The 20,130-nt window shown below is 63.2% G+C and carries 16 protein-coding genes; 8 read left to right on the top strand and 8 right to left on the bottom strand.

Annotated elements, in window-relative coordinates; all coding sequences use genetic code 11:
• From ggt to BQ8482_RS05655, 3 genes are all read right to left on the bottom strand, one after another.
• The coding region (gene ggt / locus BQ8482_RS05665; protein ID WP_244602618.1) for a gamma-glutamyltransferase at positions 1 to 1,155 on the bottom strand (1,155 nt) is incomplete at its 3' end.
• A gap of 405 nt (positions 1,156 to 1,560) precedes the next feature.
• The gene (rhaI, locus tag BQ8482_RS05660) at positions 1,561 to 2,853 is read right to left on the bottom strand and encodes an L-rhamnose catabolism isomerase (protein ID WP_123146603.1); all 1,293 of its coding nucleotides are present in this window, start codon (positions 2,851 to 2,853) and stop codon (positions 1,561 to 1,563) included.
• A 158-nt stretch (positions 2,854 to 3,011) separates the two neighbouring features.
• Positions 3,012 to 5,114, bottom strand: coding sequence for a bifunctional rhamnulose-1-phosphate aldolase/short-chain dehydrogenase (locus tag BQ8482_RS05655; protein ID WP_123146602.1), 2,103 nt, complete (start codon positions 5,112 to 5,114; stop codon positions 3,012 to 3,014).
• Between the two features lie 192 nt (positions 5,115 to 5,306).
• Between BQ8482_RS05655 and BQ8482_RS05650 the strand changes: the two genes are divergently transcribed.
• The 7 genes from BQ8482_RS05650 to BQ8482_RS05620 all read left to right on the top strand — a co-directional run bounded on the left by BQ8482_RS05650 (position 5,307) and on the right by BQ8482_RS05620 (position 12,438).
• A complete protein-coding gene (locus tag BQ8482_RS05650; RefSeq protein WP_123146601.1) occupies positions 5,307 to 6,116 on the top strand; it encodes a DeoR/GlpR family DNA-binding transcription regulator in 810 nt (269 codons plus the stop codon).
• A gap of 45 nt (positions 6,117 to 6,161) precedes the next feature.
• The gene (gene rhaS / locus BQ8482_RS05645; protein WP_029356748.1) at positions 6,162 to 7,157 is read left to right on the top strand and encodes a rhamnose ABC transporter substrate-binding protein; all 996 of its coding nucleotides are present in this window, start codon (positions 6,162 to 6,164) and stop codon (positions 7,155 to 7,157) included.
• 83 nt (positions 7,158 to 7,240) lie between these two features.
• Positions 7,241 to 8,782: a sugar ABC transporter ATP-binding protein gene (locus BQ8482_RS05640; protein ID WP_123146600.1), complete on the top strand. Its 1,542-nt coding sequence runs from the start codon at positions 7,241 to 7,243 to the stop codon at positions 8,780 to 8,782.
• Positions 8,779 to 9,756, top strand: coding sequence for an ABC transporter permease (locus tag BQ8482_RS05635; protein WP_123146599.1), 978 nt, complete (start codon positions 8,779 to 8,781; stop codon positions 9,754 to 9,756). The genes BQ8482_RS05640 and BQ8482_RS05635 overlap by 4 nt, the downstream gene beginning before the upstream one ends.
• Positions 9,753 to 10,754 carry an ABC transporter permease gene (locus BQ8482_RS05630; protein WP_123146598.1) on the top strand — a complete coding sequence of 334 codons (1,002 nt, stop codon included), beginning with the start codon at positions 9,753 to 9,755 and terminating at the stop codon, positions 10,752 to 10,754. The genes BQ8482_RS05635 and BQ8482_RS05630 overlap by 4 nt, the downstream gene beginning before the upstream one ends.
• On the top strand, positions 10,754 to 11,071 hold the full coding sequence (gene rhaM / locus BQ8482_RS05625; protein ID WP_123146597.1) for an L-rhamnose mutarotase: 318 nt from the start codon (positions 10,754 to 10,756) through the stop codon (positions 11,069 to 11,071). Before BQ8482_RS05630 ends, rhaM begins: the two co-directional genes overlap by 1 nt.
• On the top strand, positions 11,068 to 12,438 hold the full coding sequence (locus tag BQ8482_RS05620) for an FGGY-family carbohydrate kinase (protein ID WP_123146596.1): 1,371 nt from the start codon (positions 11,068 to 11,070) through the stop codon (positions 12,436 to 12,438). Before rhaM ends, BQ8482_RS05620 begins: the two co-directional genes overlap by 4 nt.
• On the opposite strand, the gene BQ8482_RS05615 is transcribed toward BQ8482_RS05620, so the two are convergent.
• The 3 genes from BQ8482_RS05615 to galE all read right to left on the bottom strand — a co-directional run bounded on the left by BQ8482_RS05615 (position 12,439) and on the right by galE (position 16,624).
• The gene (locus BQ8482_RS05615) at positions 12,439 to 14,265 is read right to left on the bottom strand and encodes an alanine racemase (RefSeq protein ID WP_123146595.1); all 1,827 of its coding nucleotides are present in this window, start codon (positions 14,263 to 14,265) and stop codon (positions 12,439 to 12,441) included.
• 3 nt (positions 14,266 to 14,268) lie between these two features.
• The gene (locus tag BQ8482_RS05610; RefSeq protein ID WP_123146594.1) at positions 14,269 to 15,519 is read right to left on the bottom strand and encodes a D-amino acid dehydrogenase; all 1,251 of its coding nucleotides are present in this window, start codon (positions 15,517 to 15,519) and stop codon (positions 14,269 to 14,271) included.
• Positions 15,520 to 15,628: 109 nt separating this feature from the next.
• Complete coding sequence (gene galE / locus BQ8482_RS05605) at positions 15,629 to 16,624, bottom strand: UDP-glucose 4-epimerase GalE (protein ID WP_123146593.1); 996 nt, start codon at positions 16,622 to 16,624, stop codon at positions 15,629 to 15,631.
• Positions 16,625 to 16,900: 276 nt separating this feature from the next.
• On the opposite strand from galE, the gene hemA reads away from it, so the two are divergent.
• The gene (gene hemA / locus BQ8482_RS05600; RefSeq protein ID WP_123147405.1) at positions 16,901 to 18,178 is read left to right on the top strand and encodes a 5-aminolevulinate synthase; all 1,278 of its coding nucleotides are present in this window, start codon (positions 16,901 to 16,903) and stop codon (positions 18,176 to 18,178) included.
• 141 nt (positions 18,179 to 18,319) lie between these two features.
• Here hemA and BQ8482_RS05595 read toward each other — a convergent pair whose 3' ends face one another.
• Complete coding sequence (locus tag BQ8482_RS05595; RefSeq protein ID WP_123146592.1) at positions 18,320 to 19,486, bottom strand: pyridoxal phosphate-dependent aminotransferase; 1,167 nt, start codon at positions 19,484 to 19,486, stop codon at positions 18,320 to 18,322.
• Between the two features lie 110 nt (positions 19,487 to 19,596).
• Positions 19,597 to 20,016, bottom strand: coding sequence for a large conductance mechanosensitive channel protein MscL (gene mscL / locus BQ8482_RS05590; protein ID WP_123146591.1), 420 nt, complete (start codon positions 20,014 to 20,016; stop codon positions 19,597 to 19,599).
• Between the last annotated feature and the right edge of the window lie 114 nt (positions 20,017 to 20,130).

Raw genomic sequence — 20,130 nt, 5'->3', positions numbered from 1 at the left:
ATCATTGTCGACGATCGAATAGTGCGTCGTCTCCTGGCTCTCACCAAAGCCCTTCGGCATCAAGTCCTGCGACACCCCGGCCCGGAACGGATCGATCTTTTCGCGGATTTCCTTCGCATAATTCTTATCCAGCAGCTTTTCGACCGGGTTGTCGACGAAGTCGGGATCGCCGAGCGCCGAGTTGCGATCGACATAGGCATGGCGCATTGCCTCGACCATGATTTTGACGGTTTCGGCAGAACCGGCGCCGAGATAGGACAGCGGATAGAATTCCAGCACGTTGAGGATCTCGCAGATGATGACGCCGCCCGAGCTCGGCGGCGGCGAGGAGGTGATCTCATAGCCGCGGTAGTTGCAGGTCACCGGCTCGAGCTCGCGAACCGCATAGGTCTCGAAATCCGCCTTGGCCAGAATGCCGCGCTTCTCCGCGCTCGCCTTGACGATGGCGTCGGCGATCGGCCCTTTGTAGAAGGCATCGCGACCTCGTTCCGAAATGGCCGAGAGCGAGGCGGCGAGATCGGCCTGGACCAGGCGTTCGCCGATGCCATAAGGCTTGCCGTCAGGCTTCAGGAAGATGGCGGCGGCGGCCGGGTCCTTGGCCAGCCGCGCGGCACCGCCTTCGAGCGAGGCGACATCGCCCTGCTCCAGCACGAAGCCGTCCTTGGCATAGCGGATTGCCGGCGCCATCAAGTCCTGCCGCGTCAGCGTGCCGTATTTTTCCCTCGCCGTCTCGAAGCCGGCCACCGAGCCCGGCACGCCGACCGCGAGATAGCCGTCGAGGCTGGCGCCTTTCACCGGCTTGCCATCCTTGTCGAGATACATGGTTTTCGTCGCGGCGAGCGGCGCGCGCTCGCGGAAATCGAGGAAGGTCGAGCGGCCGTCCTTGAAGCGGATGGTCATGAAACCGCCACCGCCGATATTGCCGGCGTTCGGATAGACGACAGCCAGCGCGTAGCCGACGGCGACCGCCGCATCGACGGCGTTGCCGCCCTTCTTCAGCACCTCGATGCCGACTTCCGACGCAAGATGCTGGGCGGTCACCACCATGCCATGCTCGCCCTTCGCCGGCTGCGGCGAGGCGGCGAATGCGGCCACCAGCGGCGCAAAGGTCAAGGTGAGGGAAAGACTGATTGCGATTAGGGTGCGGCGGTGCATGGCCGTTCTCCGGGGCGTGGGATGCGCCTAAAAAAGCCGCTTGGTGAGGTTGAGTCTACTGACAATAATGAAGATTCGGCGAGGCTTGCACCTTCCACGAACTCTCAAGACCTGGGTTCCTCGCCCGCCGCGAAGCGGGGGAGAGGTGGCCGCGAAGCGGCCGGAGAGGGGGCTTCGTAGAGCGCGGTCCCCTCTCGTCTCGGCTTCGCCGAGCCACCTCTCCCCTTTTCGTGGGGCGAGGAACCCAAGCTGGAATGAAGCCGCGATCCTTCGCGCCCCTCCCTGCCCTGCCTAGTGGCACAACCATTTTGTTCTTGCTTTGTGCCGGCAGTGCTATTGGTTTACTCATGGTACTGATTTGTGCCGCGACCCGCCTCAGGCGGGTTTTTTCGTTTCAGGCCGGTATCAAACAATCCCGCCGCTGCCACCCGCAACCGGCGGCCGTTCCGCCGCGACCTTGGCCCGATAGCCGGCGGCGCGGTAGGCGGCGACCGGATCGATGGCGCCGCCCGTGTTCAGCCGCGCCATGGCGAGGATCGGCTCGACATCGGTGCGATAGGCGGCTTTCAGCGTCTGCGTCGCCATCAAGGCGTCATTGGCATCCTGGAAGCCTTCCAGCGCCTTGCGGTCGACCAGCAGCGCCTGCGCATAGGCGCGCTGCACTTCGACCGCCGACAGCATCAGGCTCTCGATCGGATCGGTGACGTTGTGGCTCTGGTCGAGCATGTGGGCCGGATCAAAACCTTCGGCACCGGCAAGCTCGGCATCGACCAGTTCGTTGAAGACGAGGAACAGCCGGTAGGGATCGATCGAGCCGGCGTCGAGATCGTCGTCGCCATATTTCGAATCGTTGAAATGGAAGCCGCCGAGCTTCTTGAACTGGATCAGCCGCGACACGATCATCTCGATGTTGACGTTGGGCGCATGATGGCCGAGGTCGACCAGGCAGAACGCCTTGTCGCCGAGCTCTTTGGCGATGATGTAGTTGGTGCCCCAATCCTGCACGACCGTCGAATAGAAGGCCGGCTCGTACATCTTGTGCTCGGCGAACAGCTTCCAGTCGTCCGGCAGTCCGGCGTAGATCTCCTTCATCGCGTCGAGATAACGCTCGAACGCCTTGGCGAAATTGACCTGGCCGGGGAAATTCGAGCCGTCGCCGATCCACACAGTCAGCGCCTTCGAGCCCAGCGTCTTGCCGATCTCGATGCATTCGAGATTGTGCTCGACGGCCTGCCGGCGCGTTGCGGCATCGGCATGCGACAGCGAGCCGAACTTGTAGGAAAGCGCTTGGTCCCTGGCGTCGGAAAACGTGTTCGAATTCATGGCGTCGAAGCCGAGGCCGTAGCGGGATGCCGCCTGTTTCAGCCGGTTCGGGTCGGCCTTGTCCCACGGAATGTGCAGCGAGACTGTCGGCGTCGCCTGCGTCAACTGCCGGATCACGGCGCAGTCCTCGATCTTGTCGAAAATATCGCGCGGCTCGCCGGCGCCGGGAAAGCGGGCAAAGCGGGTGCCGCCGGTGCCGACGCCCCAGGACGGGATCGCCACGGCGAATTTTTCGACCTTGTCGAGAATGGCGTCGATGGCAACGCCGGAGCGGTCGAGGCGCTCGCCGAGCGAGTCGTAATCGCGCTTGAGGTCGGCCGCGCGCGCTGCGTTGTCCTTATCGACGATGTCGGCGGAGATGATGGTTTCGGACATGGTTCCTCCCAATTGGTCGGCGCTGCCCCTCATCCGCCTGCCGGCACCTTCTCCCCGTATAGAGACGGGGAGAAGGGAAGTGCTCCGGCGTTGGCGACCCCTCTCCCCGTCCTTACGGGGAGAGGGTAAGGGTGAGGGGCAGCGCCGCCTTCAAACTATTATCGCGTAAAACTCTGCGCGTTGCCGGCGTCGACATTGACGATGTTGCCGGTCGACTTGGCCGACATGTCGGAGGCGAAGAAATAGATCGCCTCGGCGATGTCTTCGGGGAACACCGAACGCTTCAGCATCGAGCGCGAGCGGTAGTGCTCCTCCAGATCGTCGGTCGACATCTTGTAGGCGGCGGCGCGCTGTTCCTTCCACTCGCCGGTCCAGATCTTCGAGCCGCGCAGCACGGCGTCGGGATTGACGACATTGACCCTGATCTGGGCGTCGGCGCCCTCCAGCGCCAGGCAGCGCGCCAGATGGATTTCGGCGGCCTTGGCGGTGCAATAGGCGGCGGCGTTGGGCGATGCGGCAAGACCGTTCTTGGAGGCGACGAAGACGACGTTGCCGCCGATTTTTTGCGCACGGAACAGCCGGAATGCTTCCCGCGAAACCAGGAAATAGCCGGTCGACAAGATGTCCATGTTCTTGTTCCACAGCGCCAGCGTCGTCTCCTCGATCGGCGCCGAGGTCGCCAGGCCGGCATTCGACACCAGAATATCGATGCCGCCGAATTCGACAGCGGTCTCGGCGAAGCCGGAGATGACCTGGTCCTCTGACGTGACGTTGATCACCACCGGTCGCACGAAATCCTTGCCATAGGCTTTGGCCAACTCGTCATTGGCGCTGGCAAGGGCGGTTTCGTCGATATCGGCCAGCACGACGCAGGCGCCTTCGCGCAGCAGCCGGTTGGCCGTCGCCCGGCCGATGCCGCCGGCGCCACCGGTGACCAGCGCGATCTGGCCGGCAAGAGCCTTCGGTTTCGGCAGGCGCTGCAGCTTTGCCTCTTCGAGCAGCCAGTACTCGATGTCGAAGGCTTCCTGCTCGGGCAGTCCGACATAGGTCGACACCGTCGAGGCGCCGCGCATGACATTGATGGCATTGACGTAGAACTCGCCCGAGATGCGCGCCGTCGCCTTGTCGCCGGCGAAGGTGAACATGCCGACGCCAGGCATCAGATAGACCACGGCGTTCGGATCACGCACGGGCGGCGAATCCACGTGCTTGCACCTGTTGTAATAGGCCTGATAGCCAACGCGATACTCCGCCACATCGTCGGCGAGACGGGCGATGACGGCATCGACATCGGGATTGTTGGGATCGAATTCGATGACCAGCGGCCGGATCTTGGTGCGCAGGAAATGGTCCGGGCAGGATGTGCCGAGTGCCGCCAGCGGGCGCAAATCCTTCGAATTGACGAATTCGAGCACGGCGGGCGAATCGTCGAAATGGCCAGGCTTGTGGCTCTTCTCCGAAATCAGGCCGCGGATCCTCGGCATCAGCCTTGCGGCCACGGCGCGACGCGCCGGCGCGTCGAGCGATTTGACGACTTCGCCACCGAAGATCGGCTTGCCTTCAGACTTGCGCTCGAACCATTCGATCGCCTGGTTGATCACCGAGATCGTCGTCTCGTAGCATTCCCGAGGCGTCTCGCCCCAGGTGAACAGTCCATGGCTTGCCAGCACGACGCCCTTGGCCTCAGGGTTTTCAACGCAGAATTTTTCCAGCCACAAGCCGAGTTCGAAGCCCGGACGCTTCCATGGCAGCCAGCCGATCGTCTCGCCGAAGATCTCCTTGGTCAGCGCCTTCGAATCCCTGGCGGCGGCGATCGCAATGATCGCGTCGGGATGCATATGGTCGACATAGGGCTTCGGCACGAAGGCGTGCAGCGGCGTGTCGATCGAGGCCGCGCGTGGGTTAAGATTAAAGGTGCAGTGGGGCAGATAGCCGACCATCTCGTCTTCATGCTCGAGGCCGCGATAGAGACCCTTCAGCGCGCGCAGCTTGTCCATGTAGAGCGTGGCGAAGCCGTCGAGCTTGATCGAGGCGCTGTCGCCGCCCGAGCCCTTGACCCACAGCACTTCCACGCTCTCGCCGGTGAGCGGATCCCTTTGCCAGATCTTGGAAGAGGTGTTGCCGCCGCCATAGTTGGTGACGCGCTTGTCGGAGCCGAGAACATTCGAGCGATAGACGAGACGTTCCGGCTCGCTCATCCCCAGGGCTTTCGCCTCATCCCAAAGGTTGGCGAGGCGCGTGCCGGAGCGCTTGTCGAGCATAGGTAATCCTCCCGTGACGTGAGACGCGCAAAAAGGCGCGACCCCTTTGGTCCGAATTTCTACGCAAGCGGCGGCGTTGTCAATCACAAACGATCAACATCGATCATATTGCACTGCACAATGGATTTATCTGATCGGAAATGATTGACACTGCGCGTTTTGAGTGCCTAGATGTGCTGGCAGGGAGGAACCATGCACGAGAAAGAGCGCCACAGGATCATTTTGTCCGCCGTCCAGGAAAAGCCTGTGGTGACGGTGCAGGAGATGGTCGACCTGACAGACTCGTCCGAGGCGACGATCCGGCGCGACATCGCCGCATTGCATGTGCAAAAGCGCCTGCGCCGCGTGCGTGGCGGCGCCGAAGCGATCACCCCACCGCAATTCATCGGTCTTGCCGGCCGGCCCTTTTCCGTCAACGAGACGATCAACGCGTCGCAGAAGCGGGCGATCGCGCGGGACGCCGTGGAACTGTGCAAGGACGGCGAGCCGATCATCATCAATGGCGGCACCACCACCTTCCAGATGGTGCATTTCCTGACCGGCCGCCGCATGCCGATCTTCACCAATTCCTTTCCGATCGCCGAGCACCTGCTCAAGCACTCCAAGAATACGGTGATGCTGTCGGGCGGCACCATCTACCGCGAGCAGAACATCATCCTGTCGCCATTCGACAATGACGTGACGCGTAATTTCTATGCGCGCCGCATGTTCATGGGCGCGCAAGGGCTCGGGCCGTTGGGCCTGATGGAAGGCGATCCGCTGCTGATCCAGGCCGAGCAGAAACTAATCGATCAGGCCGACGAACTGGTGGTGCTGGTCGACTCGTCGAAGTTCCGCAAACGCTCGAGCCTGATCCTGTGCGGCCTGTCGCGCATCGCCACGGTCATCACCGACGACGGCATCGAGGACCGCGAGGCCAAGATGTTGGAGGCCGCCGGTGTGACGCTGGTCGTCGCCCGCACAACGCTAGGCAATAAGGAAGAATCTTCGCTGCAGGCCTGAGGCCCGCAGCGGCGATGGAATGCAACGCTCAAGGGAGGATATTCGATGAGCTTTCTGAAGAAATTGATGGTCACGGCGGCGTTCTCCGCCGCTATGTTCGTAAATGCGGCCTATGCCGAGAACGTCAAGATCGCGCTGGTGGTGAAGTCGCTCGGCAACGGCTTCTTCGACGCCGCCAACAAGGGCGCCGAAGAGGCGGCCAAGGAGCTCGGCGACGTCGACATCATCTACACCGGCCCGACCAAGGCGACCGCCGAAGCCCAGATCGAAGTGATCAATTCGCTGATCGCCCAGAAGGTCAACGCCATCGCCATTTCGGCCAATGACGCCGACGCGCTGGTTCCGGCGCTGAAGAAGGCGATGGATCGCGGCATCACTGTCATCTCGTGGGATTCGGGTGTCGCTCCGGAAGGCCGCCAGCTCCACCTCAACCCCTCGGACACCAACCTGATCGGCGAGACCATCATCAAGCTTGCCGCCGACTATTTGCCGGAAGGCGGCGATGTCGCCATCCTGTCGGCTTCGTCGACCGCGACCAACCAGAATGCCTGGATCGACGCGGCCAAGAAGGTGCTGCCGGAGAAATTCCCCAAGATCAATCTCGTCGCCACCGTCTATGGCGATGACGACTCGGCCAAGAGCACGGACGAGGCCAAGGGCCTGCTAAAATCCTATCCGAACCTCAAGGCGATCATCGCACCGACCACGGTCGGCGTCGTTGCCGCCGCGCAGGTGGTGACCGACCAGGGCCTGATCGGCAAGGTCAACGTCACCGGCCTGGCACTGCCGTCGGAGTTCAAGAAGTTCATCGACAATGGCGCCAGCCAAGCGGTTGCGCTGTGGAACCCGATCGATCTCGGCTACTCAGCCGTCTACCTCGCCCATGATCTGGCGGTGAAGAAGGAAGAAGCCAAGCCGGGTGCGACGCTGTCGATCGGCCGCGTTGGAAAAGTCACGCTCGACGACACCAATTCGGCTGCGATGGCTCCGCCCTTCAAGTTCGACAAGTCGAATATCGAAGAGTTCTCCAAGATCTATTGATCCTGGAGCCTTCAAGCCGGCGCGGCGGGGCAGAGGTTCCGCCGCGCCTTCAAACGAACCTTGCTTCAGGGCTTGATACGACTATGGACACGACAGCCCAACTCAGCCCGACGACCGAGCAGCCTCTGGCTCCGGTTCCGCGCCTGACCCTATCAGGCATTTCGAAGAGTTTTCCCGGCGTGCGCGCACTGCACGATGTCAGCCTGTCGCTTTACCCCGGCCAGGTGACCGCGCTGATCGGCGAGAACGGCGCCGGCAAGTCGACGCTGGTCAAGATCATGACCGGTATCTACCAGCCCGACGCGGGTACCATCAGCATCGATGGCCAGGCCGTCACACTGCCCAGCGCCCATGCCGCCTTCGGGCATGGCATCACCGCCATCCATCAGGAAACCGTGCTGTTCGACGATCTGACGGTGGCCGAGAACATCTTTCTCGGCCATGCGCCGCGATCGCGCTTCGGCATCATTGACTGGCGCACCATGCGCAGACAAGCCCGTGAAGTATTGGACACCATGGGCGCTGGCCACATCGACGCCGATGCGCGGCTGAAGGATCTCGGCATCGCCAACAAGCACCTCGTCGCCGTCGCCCGCGCCATGTCGATCGATGCGCAGATCGTCATCATGGACGAGCCGACCGCAGCCCTTTCGCTGAAGGAGATCGAGGAGCTCTTTTTGCTGGTCGAGTTCCTGAAGAGCGAAGGCAAGGCGATCCTGTTCATCAGCCACAAGTTCGACGAGATCTACCGCATCGCCGACCGCTATACCGTGTTCCGCGACGGCGAGATGGTTGGCGAAGGCCTGATCAGGGACGCCGGCCAGAGCCAGATCGTGCGCATGATGGTCGGCCGCGCCGTCGATCACATCTTTCCGCAGCGCAAGGCCGAGATCGGCGCGCCGGTACTCACTGTCTCCGGCCTGTCGCATCCGACCGAGTTCGACGACATCGGCTTCGAGCTGCATAAGGGCGAAATCCTCGGCTTTTACGGCCTCGTCGGCGCCGGCCGCAGCGAGGTCATGCAGGCAATATCAGGCATCACCCGCACCAGCAGCGGCACGATCACGCTGGAAGGCAAGGCGATCGTACCGAAATCGGCGGCGGATTCGATCGACGCCGGCATCGTCTACGTGCCGGAAGAACGCGGCAAGCAAGGCGTGGTGATCGACCTGCCGATCTTCCAGAACATCTCGCTGCCCTCGCTCAAGCGCACGTCCAAATCAGGCATGTTGCGGCTGGCGGAGGAGTTCGCGCTGGCCCGCTCCTATACCGAGCGGCTCGATTTGCGCGCCTCGTCGCTGAGCCAGGATGTCGGCACGCTTTCGGGCGGCAACCAGCAGAAGATCGTCATCGCCAAATGGCTGGCGACAGCGCCCAAGGTGATCATCCTCGACGAGCCGACCAAAGGCATCGATATCGGCTCGAAAGCCGCTGTGCACGGCTTTATGGCCGAGCTCGTCGCACAAGGCCTGTCGGTGATCATGGTGTCGTCCGAACTGCCCGAAATCCTCGGCATGTCCGACCGCGTCGTCGTCATGCGCGAGGGCCGCATCGCCGCGGTCTATGACAACAAGGGGCTCGACGCCGAGACGCTGGTCAAGACAGCAGCGGGGATCGCAGCATGAAGGTCTTCCTCAAGTATCGCGAAGTCTGGCTGCTCGCCGCAATCGTCGTGCTGATCGGGCTGATCTCGATGCGCTTTCCGGGTTTTGCCAATCCGGCCAATCTGCGCCAAGTGTTCAACGACACCTCGATCCTGATGATCCTGGCGCTGGGGCAGATGGTGGTGATCCTGACCCGCTCGATCGACCTGTCGATGGCGTCCAACCTCTGCTTCACCGGCATGGTGGTGGCGATGCTGAACGCCGCGCATCCGGCAATCCCGATCCCGCTGCTGATCGTCATCGCCCTGCTGGTCGGACTGGTGCTGGGCGCCATCAACGGCCTGCTGGTATGGCGGCTGAACATCCCGTCGATCGTGGTGACGCTCGGCACGCTCACCATCTACCGTGGCGCCACCTTCGTCATATCAGGCGGCGCCTGGGTCAATGCCGACCAGATGAGCCCTGATTTCATCGGCCTGCAGCGTGCGGCTTTCCTCGGCATTCCGGTCCTGTCGTGGATTGCCATACTGGCCATCGCCTTGTTCTTCCTCTTGATGACGCGCACCGCGCTTGGCCGCTCGATCTACGCCATCGGCGTCAACCCGACCGCGTCGGTCTATGCCGGCATCGATGTCGGCCGGACCAAATTCATCGTCTTCTGCATCTCGGGGATGATCGGCGGTCTCTGCGGTTATCTCTGGATTTCGCGCTACGTCATCGCCTCGGTCGAGGTCGCCAACGGCTACGAGCTCAACATCATCGCCGCCTGCGTTATCGGCGGCATTTCGATCGCCGGCGGCATCGGCTCGGTCGGCGGCGCGGTGCTCGGTGCGCTGTTCCTCGGCATCATCTCCAATGCGCTGCCGGTCATCAACATCTCACCCTTCTGGCAGATGGCGATTTCGGGCAGCGCCATCATCCTGGCCGTGGTGCTCAACGCGCGCGGCGAACGCCGGCAAGGTCGCATCATCCTCAAAAAGGCGGAAGCGGCATGACCGACACTCCTGCTCCACGCCACATTCCCGACCGGCTCGACAAGCCGCTGAACTCGGCGATCTTCTCATGGGAGGCGCTGCTGGTCGCTGTGGCGGTCGCCATCTTTGCCGTCAACAGCTTCGCCTCGCCCTATTTCCTCGACGCGTGGTCGCTGTCGGACCTGACCTTCAACTTCACTGAAAAGGCGCTGATCGCGCTCGCCATGGCGCTGCTGATCATTTCCGGCGAGATCGACCTGTCGGTCGCCGCCATCATTGCGCTTGCCTCGACGATGATGGGCATGGCGGTGCAGGCTGGCGCCGGCACGCCGGTGCTGGCGGCGATCGGCATCGTTGTCGGGCTCGGCTGCGGCGCCTTCAACGGGCTGCTCGTCACAAGGCTGGGATTGCCGTCGATCGTCGTCACCATCGGCACGATGAGCCTGTTTCGCGGCATCGCCTTCATCGTCCTCGGCGACCAGGCCTACAAGGGCTATCCCTCGAGCTTCGCGTTCTTCGGCCAGGGCTATGTCTGGTGGGTGGTGTCGTTCGAACTGACGCTGTTCCTTGTCGCGGCCGTCATCTACTGGCTCCTTCTGCACAGGACGAGCTTCGGCCGCCGCGTCTTCGCCATCGGCAACAATCCGGTTGCGGCGCAGTTTTCCGGCGTACGGGTCGGCCGCATCAAGTTTACCCTGTTCTGCCTGACCGGCTTAATGGCGGGCATCGCCTCTGTGCTGATCACCTCGCGGCTCGGCTCGACCCGGCCATCGATCGCGCAAGGCTATGAATTGGAAGTCATCACCATGGTGGTGCTCGGCGGCGTCAGCATCCTGGGCGGCGCCGGCAGTATAGTGGGCGTGGTGCTCGCCGCCTTCATCATGGGGCTGGTGACTTTTGGCTTGGGGCTGCTCAATGTGCCAGGGATCGTCATGTCGATCTTCATCGGCCTGCTGCTGATCATCGTCATCGCGCTGCCCATCGTCTGGCGGCGGGTGCGGCGGGAGCGTTTTACCTGATGGCCGAGAAATACGCGTTCAAGATGAAGCTCAATCCCGGCATGAAGGCCGAATACAAAAGGCGCCATGACGACATCTGGCCGTCGCTGGTCGCACTGCTGAAACAGGCCGGCGTTTCCGACTATTCGATCCATCTCGACGAAGAGACCAACATACTGTTCGGCGTGCTGTGGCGGCTCGACGACCACGGCATGGACGAATTGCCGAAGCACCCGGTGATGCAGCGCTGGTGGGCCGAGATGGCCGACATCATGGAAACCAAGCCTGATAACGAGCCGGTGGCGGTGCCGCTGGAAACAATGTTCCATATGGAATGACCCGTCACGTCGCCGTCATCGATATCGGCAAGACCAATGCCAAGGTGGCGCTGGTCGATCTTGCCGGCATGCGCGAAGTCGCGCTGCGCCGTATGGCGAACGCACCCGTTGCCGACGGTCCCTACCCGCATCATGATGTCGAGCTTCTGTGGTCGTTCACCCTCGACAGCCTCGCCGGGATCAATCGCGAACAGCGCATCGATGCGATATCGATCACCACCCATGGCGCGACGGGCGTGCTGGTGGACGCTGCCGGTGAGCTGGCGCTGCCGGTGCTCGACTATGAATTCACCGGGCCCGACGCGCTCGCCACGGACTATGACGCGATCCGCCCAGCCTTCGCCGAGACGGGCACGCCGCGCCTGCCGGTCGGTCTCAATCTCGGCGCACAGTTCTTCTGGCAGCAGAAGCGCTTCCCGCTGGAGTTCGGCAAGGCCGCCGCGATCCTGACGTACCCGCAATACTGGGCCTTGCGCCTGACCGGCGTCGCCGCCAATGAAGTGACCTCGCTGGGCTGCCACACGGATCTGTGGAACCCGTGGAAAGCGGATTTTTCGTCGCTGGTCGACAAAATGGAGTGGCGCCGGCTGATGGCGCCCGTGCGGCCGGCGAAGGATCGCCTCGGCCCGATCCTGCCCGCCCTTGCCAAGCTAACCGGGCTCGATCCGCAAACGCCGGTGTTGTGCGGCCTGCACGATTCCAATGCCTCGCTGCTGCCGCATCTCCTGTCGGACAGACCGCCTTTCTCCGTCGTCTCGACCGGCACCTGGGTGGTGTCGATGGCGGTCGGCGGCAACAAGATCGCGCTCGACCCGGCCCGCGACACATTGGTCAACGTCAACGCGCTCGGTGATCCCGTGCCCTCGGCGCGTTTCATGGGCGGCCGCGAGTTTTCGCTGCTGACGGAAGGCCAATCGGAAGACTGGACCGACGAGGATATTGGGACGATATTCGCCAGGACAACCCTGCTGCTGCCTTCGACCCAACAGGGTTCGGGGCCGTTTCCGCATCACACCGCCGCGTGGCTAAACGCCGACGGCATCAATAATGGCCAGCGCTTTGCCACCGTCTCTTTCTACCTGGCGCTGATGACCGCGACCTGCCTCGATCTGATCGGCGCCGACGGCCCGGCCATCGTCGAGGGCCCTTTCGCCCGCAACCGGCTTTTCACGCGCATGCTGGCTGCGGCCACGGCGCGTGCCGTCTTGGCATCCGAGGCAGCCACCGGCACCAGCATCGGCGCTGCCTTGCTGGCGTCGGACCAAGGAAAAATCCAAGGCAAAGGCGAAAGGGTCGAACCGCCAGCCGACCCAGCCTGGACAAACTATGCGCGCTCGTGGCGTGCGGCGGTCGAGGCGCGAGGCTGATCACAAAATCCGCTTGCCGAAGGCCGACATGACGAAGTTGACGGTGTCTAACGCAATCCGCGGTTCCAAACCTGATGTCAGGCCGGAGACATCCATCGACAACAGCCCGCCGGACAGCGCGATCGCCTCCATCGCCTGATGCGTTTCGCGCACGGTGATGCCGCCGGAGCCCGCCGCCCAGCCGGCGAATTCGGTCACCTCAGGCGAATAGCTGACATGAAAGCCCTGCGTGCCGGAGGTGGCGATGCGGATCGCCTCGTGCATCAGGTCGCGCATGCCCATGGCGTCGATGTCGGTCATGGTGAAGGCGGAGACGCGCGAATCCTTCAGCACCCGGGCCTCGGCCGGATCGGCATGGCGCAGCCCGACGATGACGACGTTCTCCGGCGACAGCTGCGGCTGCAGCGCGCCGGGCTTGTGATCGAGACCCAGCGCCCGCGCCAGCACCGAACGTTCCGGCAGGTCGATGCCATCCTCTTCCTCGGGCATGAGCGCGGCGATGGAATCGATCCAGATCAGGCCAAACGAGTGCGTCGCCCGCGCGGTCGTCGTCAGCGCCTTGTGGGCGATGCGCCGGTCACTGCCGGCGGTGAGCCGGACCAGGCCGGATGGCGGCCGCTCGATATCGGCCAGTTCGACGACATCGAAATTCATCGCCTCCAGCCGGGCGCCGATCGCCTCCCTGGCGAGGATGCCGCCGGCCGCCGGATCGGCCGATATAGACACCATCTTGCGGCCGGAAAAATCCTCGACGTCGTGCATCGGAGCCTTTTCGACATATTCCGAGGTCATCGCCAGCAGCATGGCGCCATAGCTCATGCGGAAGGCGACACGGTCGCCGACGGCGGGCGGCGGCTCGGCGTCGGTCACGTCGAGCAGCAGATGATCGCTGGAGGCGCCGAGCACGCGCACCCCTTTGGCGATTGGCGTCAAACCTTCGATCAATACATCCTCGCGGCCGATATTGGCGATGGCGCGCAGCCTGTCGCCATCGTCGGGAAACACTGGCTGGTTGCCGAAAGCGTCGTAGCCGGATTGGCCGATCGGCCGCGACGGCTTCAGCTTGACCTCGATGATGTCGCTGGTCAGCCGGCAGGCATCGGGTTCCAGTTCGGCCCACGGCGTCTCGCGGAAGGTTTCGACGCCACCCTGCAGGATTGCCTCGCCGACGCGCAGATTGTTGATGCCCGCGGGCAGCCTGCCTTCGAGCAGCAGCGTCAGCGACGATGACGCGCCGCCCGATATCCAGTCGAGCCTTGCGCCGGACAGACGCTCGGTCTTGTAGGCATGGGCGACGAGTTGCCCGAGATTTTCCTCCGTCGGCATGATGGCTCCGAAGCAGCCGAGATTGGTGCCGATGCCGGCGATGCGAACGCCCCTGAGCGCCAGTATCTGCTCGACCGTCGGGATGAGATCGTTCGGCCAGATGCCCTCCCTGAGGTCGCCAAGATCGATCATCAGCATGATGTCATGGACGCGGCCCATGCGTTCGGCGATGCGCGATAGCTCGCGGATGGTGGCGAGCTCGGATTGCAGGCTGATGTCGACGGTGTGGACCACCTCCTCGATGCGTGCCATCGGTGGGCTGCGCAGCAGCATGATCGGCGCATTGATGCCGCTGTCGCGCAGCCGGCGGATGTTTTCGAAGCGCGATTCAGCGATGCCGGCGACGCCGCCGCGCAGCATGGCGCGCGCCACCTGCGGCATGCCGCAAGTTCCCTTGGTGACGCCGAAGACCTTGATGCCGGACAGGGCGCAGCGGTCGACGATCGTGCGCGCATTGCGCTCGATACGGCCAAGGTCGATGGCGACTTGCGGTCCGGACATGATCTAGCCCTTGTAGACCAGACCTTGCGGGTCGATCTCCGGCCTGCGGCCGGCGACCACATCGGCAAGGAATTTTCCCGAGCCGCAGGCCATGGTCCAGCCGACATGGCCGTGGCCGGTGTCGAGATAGAGATTCCTGTAGCGCGCCTGGCCGATGACCGGCACCGAGTTTGGCATCATCGGCCGCAGACCGGCCCAAAGCTCGGCCTTGTTCTCGTAGAAGGCGCCGGGGAAAAGATCCTTGCCGGTTTTGAACATGGCGGCAAAATCGCTCGGCTTATGGCTGCGGTCGAAGCCGGTGAACTCGGCGGTCGAAGCAAGCCGCAGCCGGTTGCCGAGCCTGGAATAGGCGATCAGCTGATCCTCGTCGGCGCCGCCCATGGTCGGCCCCTTGCCCTCGTCCTCCAGCGGCACGGTCGCGGTATAGCCCTTCACGGGATAGACCGGCAGGTCGATGCCGTAGCGGCGACCGAGCAGGCCGCTTTCCGGTCCCATCGAGATGACCACGGCGTCGCCTGTTATCGGTCCGGCCGAGGTCATCACCGCGCGCACCCGATCGCCTTCGATGTCGAGGCCTTCGACCGTCGTGCCGTAGCGGAATTGGACGCCGAGTTTCTCGGCGGCATAGGCGGCGAGGTTTTGGGTGAATTGGCTGGAGTCGCCGGTCTGGTCGATCGGCGAATAGACGCCGCCAGCGATCTTGTCCCTGGCCCCGGCAAGGCCTGGCTCGAGCTCGACCAGCCGGTCGCGGCCGACGATCTCGATCGGCAGACCGTGCTCGGCGAGATAGCGGTAATTGTCGGTGCCGGTGTCAAGACTCTGCTGTGAGCGGAAGAAATAGAGAATGCCCTTCTTGCGCTCGTCATAGTGAATGCCGGTGTCGGCCGAAATGGCATTGATGCAGTCGCGCGAATAAAGCGCCAGGCGCAGCTTGATGTCGGTGTTGGCACGCAAACGCGCTTGCGTGCACTGGCGCAGGAAGCGCAAGCTCCAGGCGAAGAAATAGGGATCGAAGCGCAGCCGCACTTTGATGCCGAGATCATGGTTGTAAAGCGCGCGCAGGAACGTCTTCAGCGCAGCGGGCGAGGCCCAGGCGGTGGCGTCGCCGGGCGACACCAGCCCGGCATTCGATTGGCTGGTGCCGCGCGCCGCCATCGGATGGCGCTCGATCACGGTCACCTCGTGGCCGTCGCTCGCCAGATAATAGGCGGCGGCCGTGCCGACGACGCCAGCGCCAAGGACCAATATCTTCATGCCGCCCCCAAGGGATCAAATACGGCCGACCTCCACGTTTCAGCCGCGCAGCTCCTTCAATAGCGCTTCTACGCTCGATCTACGAGCCCACGGAGGGAAAAGCGGGGCTTCAGCTCCGCGCCGAATTCTTGCCGGTCAGGATGCGCTCCCAGGCCAGCGCGTCGGCGACGATCTGGTCGAGGTCGTCGTGCTGCGGGGTCCAGCCGAGTTCGCTGCGCGCCAGCTCGGAATTGGCGACCACCGCGGCGGCGTCGCCCGCACGGCGTTCGCCGATCCGCACGTCGAAATCATGGCCAAAGACGCGCCGCACGCTGTCGATCACCTCGAGCACCGAATAGCCGTGGCTGTAGCCGCAATTGGCGACGAGGCTTGCCCCACCGGCGCGCAGCCGTTCCAGCGCCAGCCGATGCGCCGCCGCCAGATCGCTGACATGGATGTAGTCGCGCATGCAGGTGCCGTCCGGTGTCGGATAGTCGGTGCCGAACACCTGCATGAACGGTCGCTTGCCGAGCGCCGTCTCGGCGGCAACCTTGATCAAATGCGTGGCGCCCGGCGTCGACTGGCCGGTGCGGCCCCTCGGATCGGCGCCGGCGACGTTGAAGTAGCGCAGCGCCGTATATCGCAAACCATAGGCAATTGCGGCGTCGCGCAGCATCCATTCGCTCATCAGCTTGGACAGGCCGTAGGGGGATTCCGGTGCAAGGCGGGCATCCTCGCGCACCGGCTCCAGCCCGGCGCCGCCATAGACGGCGGCGGTCGAGGAGAAGATGAAATTGGGCACGCCTTCGCGCACCGCGGTCTCGATCAGCGTGCGCGTCTTGCAGGTGTTGTTCTCGTAATAACCGAGCGGGTCGGCGACCGATTCGGGAACCACGATGGAGCCGGCAAAATGGATGATCGCATCGACATGATTGTCTCGGATGATCGAACCGACCAATTCCTTGTCGGCGACATCGCCGACGACCAGCTTTGCCTCGGGCGCCACGGCCCACTCGAAGCCGGTCGAAAGCCGGTCGAGGACGACGACGCTGTCGCCCGCGTCCAGCAGCTCCCAGACCATATGGCTGCCGATATAGCCGGCACCGCCTGTCACCAAAACCGTCATCCGTGTCCTCGCTGCTCAAGATTTATCGGAACCTGTCTCAACACCCGCCTTACTGGAAAGCCTGCCACTAGGCCATTAGTACCATTAGTGTCTGCGGTAACCGGTCTCGTCGGCGCATGGCATCGTCCTGAAACAAAATTCATGCACATCAAGGGAATAGGCCATGATCCGTGGCCGTTAGGAACAGGCTTGGGGCGTGGCATTTTGACCAAAAAGGCCAAGTAGACGTCGAATAGGGCAATGATTATGATCCCACGCAAAAATTGGGAAGCCGAAATGAACTATCAGCGGTTCTTCGAAGACGCGATCGACCAGCTCCACGCAGAGCGTCGCTATCGCATCTTCGCCGACCTCGAGCGCATCGTGGGGAAATTCCCACGCGCCATCTGGCGTGCCAACGGCCGCGCCCAGGAAATCACCGTCTGGTGCTCCAACGACTATCTCGGCATGGGCCAGCATCCAGACGTCATCGCCGCGATGCAGAACGCTGCCGGCAAGATGGGATCTGGCGCCGGTGGCACCCGCAACATCTCCGGCACCAGCAATCCGCTCGTCGAGCTCGAATTGGAACTGGCCGACCTGCACGACAAGGAAGCCGCACTCGTCTTCACCTCCGGCTTCGTCTCCAACGAAGCCTCGATCTCGACCATTGCGCGGCTTCTGCCCAACTGCCTGATCGTCTCGGACGAGTTGAACCACGCCTCGATGATCGAAGGCGTGCGGCGTTCGGGCGCCGAGAAGAAGATCTTTCGCCACAACGACGTTGCGCATCTCGAAAGCCTGCTGCAGGCGGCGGGCCGCGAACGCGCCAAGCTGATCGTCTTCGAGAGCGTCTATTCGATGGATGGCGACATCGCGCCGATCAAGCAGATCGTCGATCTCGCCGAACGCTATAACGCCATGACCTATATCGACGAGGTCCATGCCGTTGGCATGTACGGGCCGCGCGGTGGCGGCATCACCGAGCGCGAAGGACTGGCCGACCGTATCGACATCATCGAAGGCACGCTGGCCAAGGCGTTCGGCACGCTCGGCGGCTATATCACCGGCACAAGTGCCGTGATCGATGCCGTGCGCTCCTATGCGCCGGGCTTCATTTTCACCACGGCGCTGCCGCCGGCCATCGCCGCCGCGGCGACCACGTCGATCCGCCATCTGAAGCGCTCGCAGGCCGAACGCGACGCGCAGCAGCGCCAGGCGTCGCGGACCAAGCAGGTTCTTACCGCCGCCGGCCTGCCGGTGATGGACTCCGCTACCCATATCGTGCCGCTGCTCGTCGGCGATCCCGAGCTCTGCAAGATGGCCAGCGACCGCCTGCTCGGCGTCCACGGCATCTACATCCAGCCGATCAACTACCCGACCGTGCCGCGCGGCACCGAACGGCTGCGGATCACACCGACGCCGTTCCATTCGGATCAACTGATCGCGGAACTTCAGGACGCGCTGGTCGAGACCTGGGATGCTTTGGGTATCTCTTACGGTTCTGCGGGCCGGCCGGCGGTGAGGGAAAGCGACCGCGTCATTCCGCTGCTGGTGCCGAAGTCCGGCGGTTGATCTTCAGCCGAGGGCATGATGGCAGTTTCCGCTCCCGGTGCCGTCTTGTTCTTCGACGCCGCGGCATTCGAAGGTCACGGCATGATCCATGCCGTTTACGTGAAACGGTTCGCGCTGTCCTACCTGCGAACCCCAACAAACTCACACACTCGTCATCCACTTCGCCAGCCGGTGTGCGGCTTCCTCGAGCTGGTCTAGGCGGCGGTGGAAGCATAGCCTGAGGAAAGCTTCGCCGCCGGGGCCGAATGCGGTTCCGGGCGCCAGGCCGACATTGGCGCGGTCGACGATGTCGAATGCGGCGGCGCGTGAATCGGTGATGCCATCGACCGCGAAGAACAGATAGAACGCGCCCTGCGGCACGGTGAAGCGTGCCCTGCCGGTCGCAGCCAGGATGCCGCAGACCAGGTCACGCGCCGCCCTCGCCCTCTCCACCTGCTCGACGATGAAGGCGTCACCCTCGTCGAGGGCGACGACCGCGCCGCGCTGCATGAACTGGGCAACGCCGGAGGTCGAATACTGGACCAAGTTCTCGAACACCTGCTGCAGCGAAGGATGGGTCTTGATCCAGCCGACCCGCCAGCCGGTCATCGCCCAGTTCTTGGAAAAACTGTTGACGAACAGGATGCGATCCTCGTCGGCCATGATGTCGATGAAGGACGGCGCGCGACCATCGCCGTAATGGAACAGCGAATAGATCTCGTCGGCGATGATCCATAGGCCCCTTCCACGGGCAAGGTCGAGGATCGCCTGCAGCGTCTCCCTGTCGGCGGTCCAGCCGGTCGGGTTGGACGGCGAGTTGACGAACAGCGCCTTTGTCCTTGGCGTGATCGCCGCCTCGATCTTGCCGACGTCGCAGGACCAGCCATTGCCGGACTGGTCGAGCGTGACAGCGACCGGGACCGCGCCCGCCACGCCGGCGGCTGCGGCGAAGTTCGGCCAGGCCGGCGACAGATAGACGAGCTCGTTCCCCTTCCCGGCGACGGCATCGATCGCCAGCTGGATGGCATGCATGCCCGAACCGGTGACGATGAATTCTTCCTCGGCGAAGCTCCTGCCGAAATGTCTGACATAATAGCGGGCGAGCGCCTGCCGCAGCTCGGGGATGCCTTTCTGCCAGGTATAGAAGGTCTCGCCGCCGGCCAGTGCACGGGCAGCGGCATCGGTAATGAACGTGGGCGTCGGCAGGTCGCCCTCGCCCGCCCAGAGCGGGATCATGCCGTCGCGGTCGCGGCCGCGGTTCATGACGGCGACAATGCCGCTTTCCGGCGCGGCCCGGGCCTCGGCGCGCAAATTCTCGATCAGGGTCATGGATAGATCCGTTTTCGTCTGCTGGACTGCTAGCGTGTTTTGCGACAGGCGAAAATAGAAAACCCGGCCGAAACCGACCGGGGTTTTGGTCCAGGGAATCTGTCTTCTGACTATTTTCTGGCGAGGAGATCGCGAATTTCGGTGAGCAGCGCAACATCGGCCGGCGGAGCGGCCGGGGCGGCGGGCTCTTCCCGTTGCAGCCGCCGACGCAGATTATTCACCGCCTTGACCATCAGGAAGATGATGAAGGCGAGGATGATGAAGTTCAGCGCCACGGTGATGAAACTGCCATAGGCGAAGACCGCGCCCTGCCTTTTGGCTTCCGCCAGCGATGTGGCGTTGACGGCTGAGGACAAGGGCAGGAAATAATTGTTGAAGTCGAGTCCGCCGAAAATCGCCCCGATTATCGGCATGATGATGTCGCTGACCAGTGAATCGACGATCTTGCTGAAGGCAGCGCCGATGATCACGGCGACGGCCAGGTCCATGACATTACCCCGGGAAATGAATTCCTGGAATTCTTTCAGCATTCGACCCTCCTTGTTCTGACGGGCCAGGCCGCCGCCTCTGCCCGCTTCGTTCGCCCCACTGGCACAATAGCAAAAACCTGCGGTTGCAGCATGGACAAAAGATCGTCTCCGCCG

It is taken from the genome of Mesorhizobium delmotii, from assembly GCF_900149755.1.
GTDB classification, from domain to species: Bacteria; Pseudomonadota; Alphaproteobacteria; order Rhizobiales; family Rhizobiaceae; genus Mesorhizobium; species Mesorhizobium delmotii.
The sequence above is the reverse complement of the archived record's forward strand: the minus strand, read 5'-3'. Positions and strand labels throughout refer to the sequence as shown.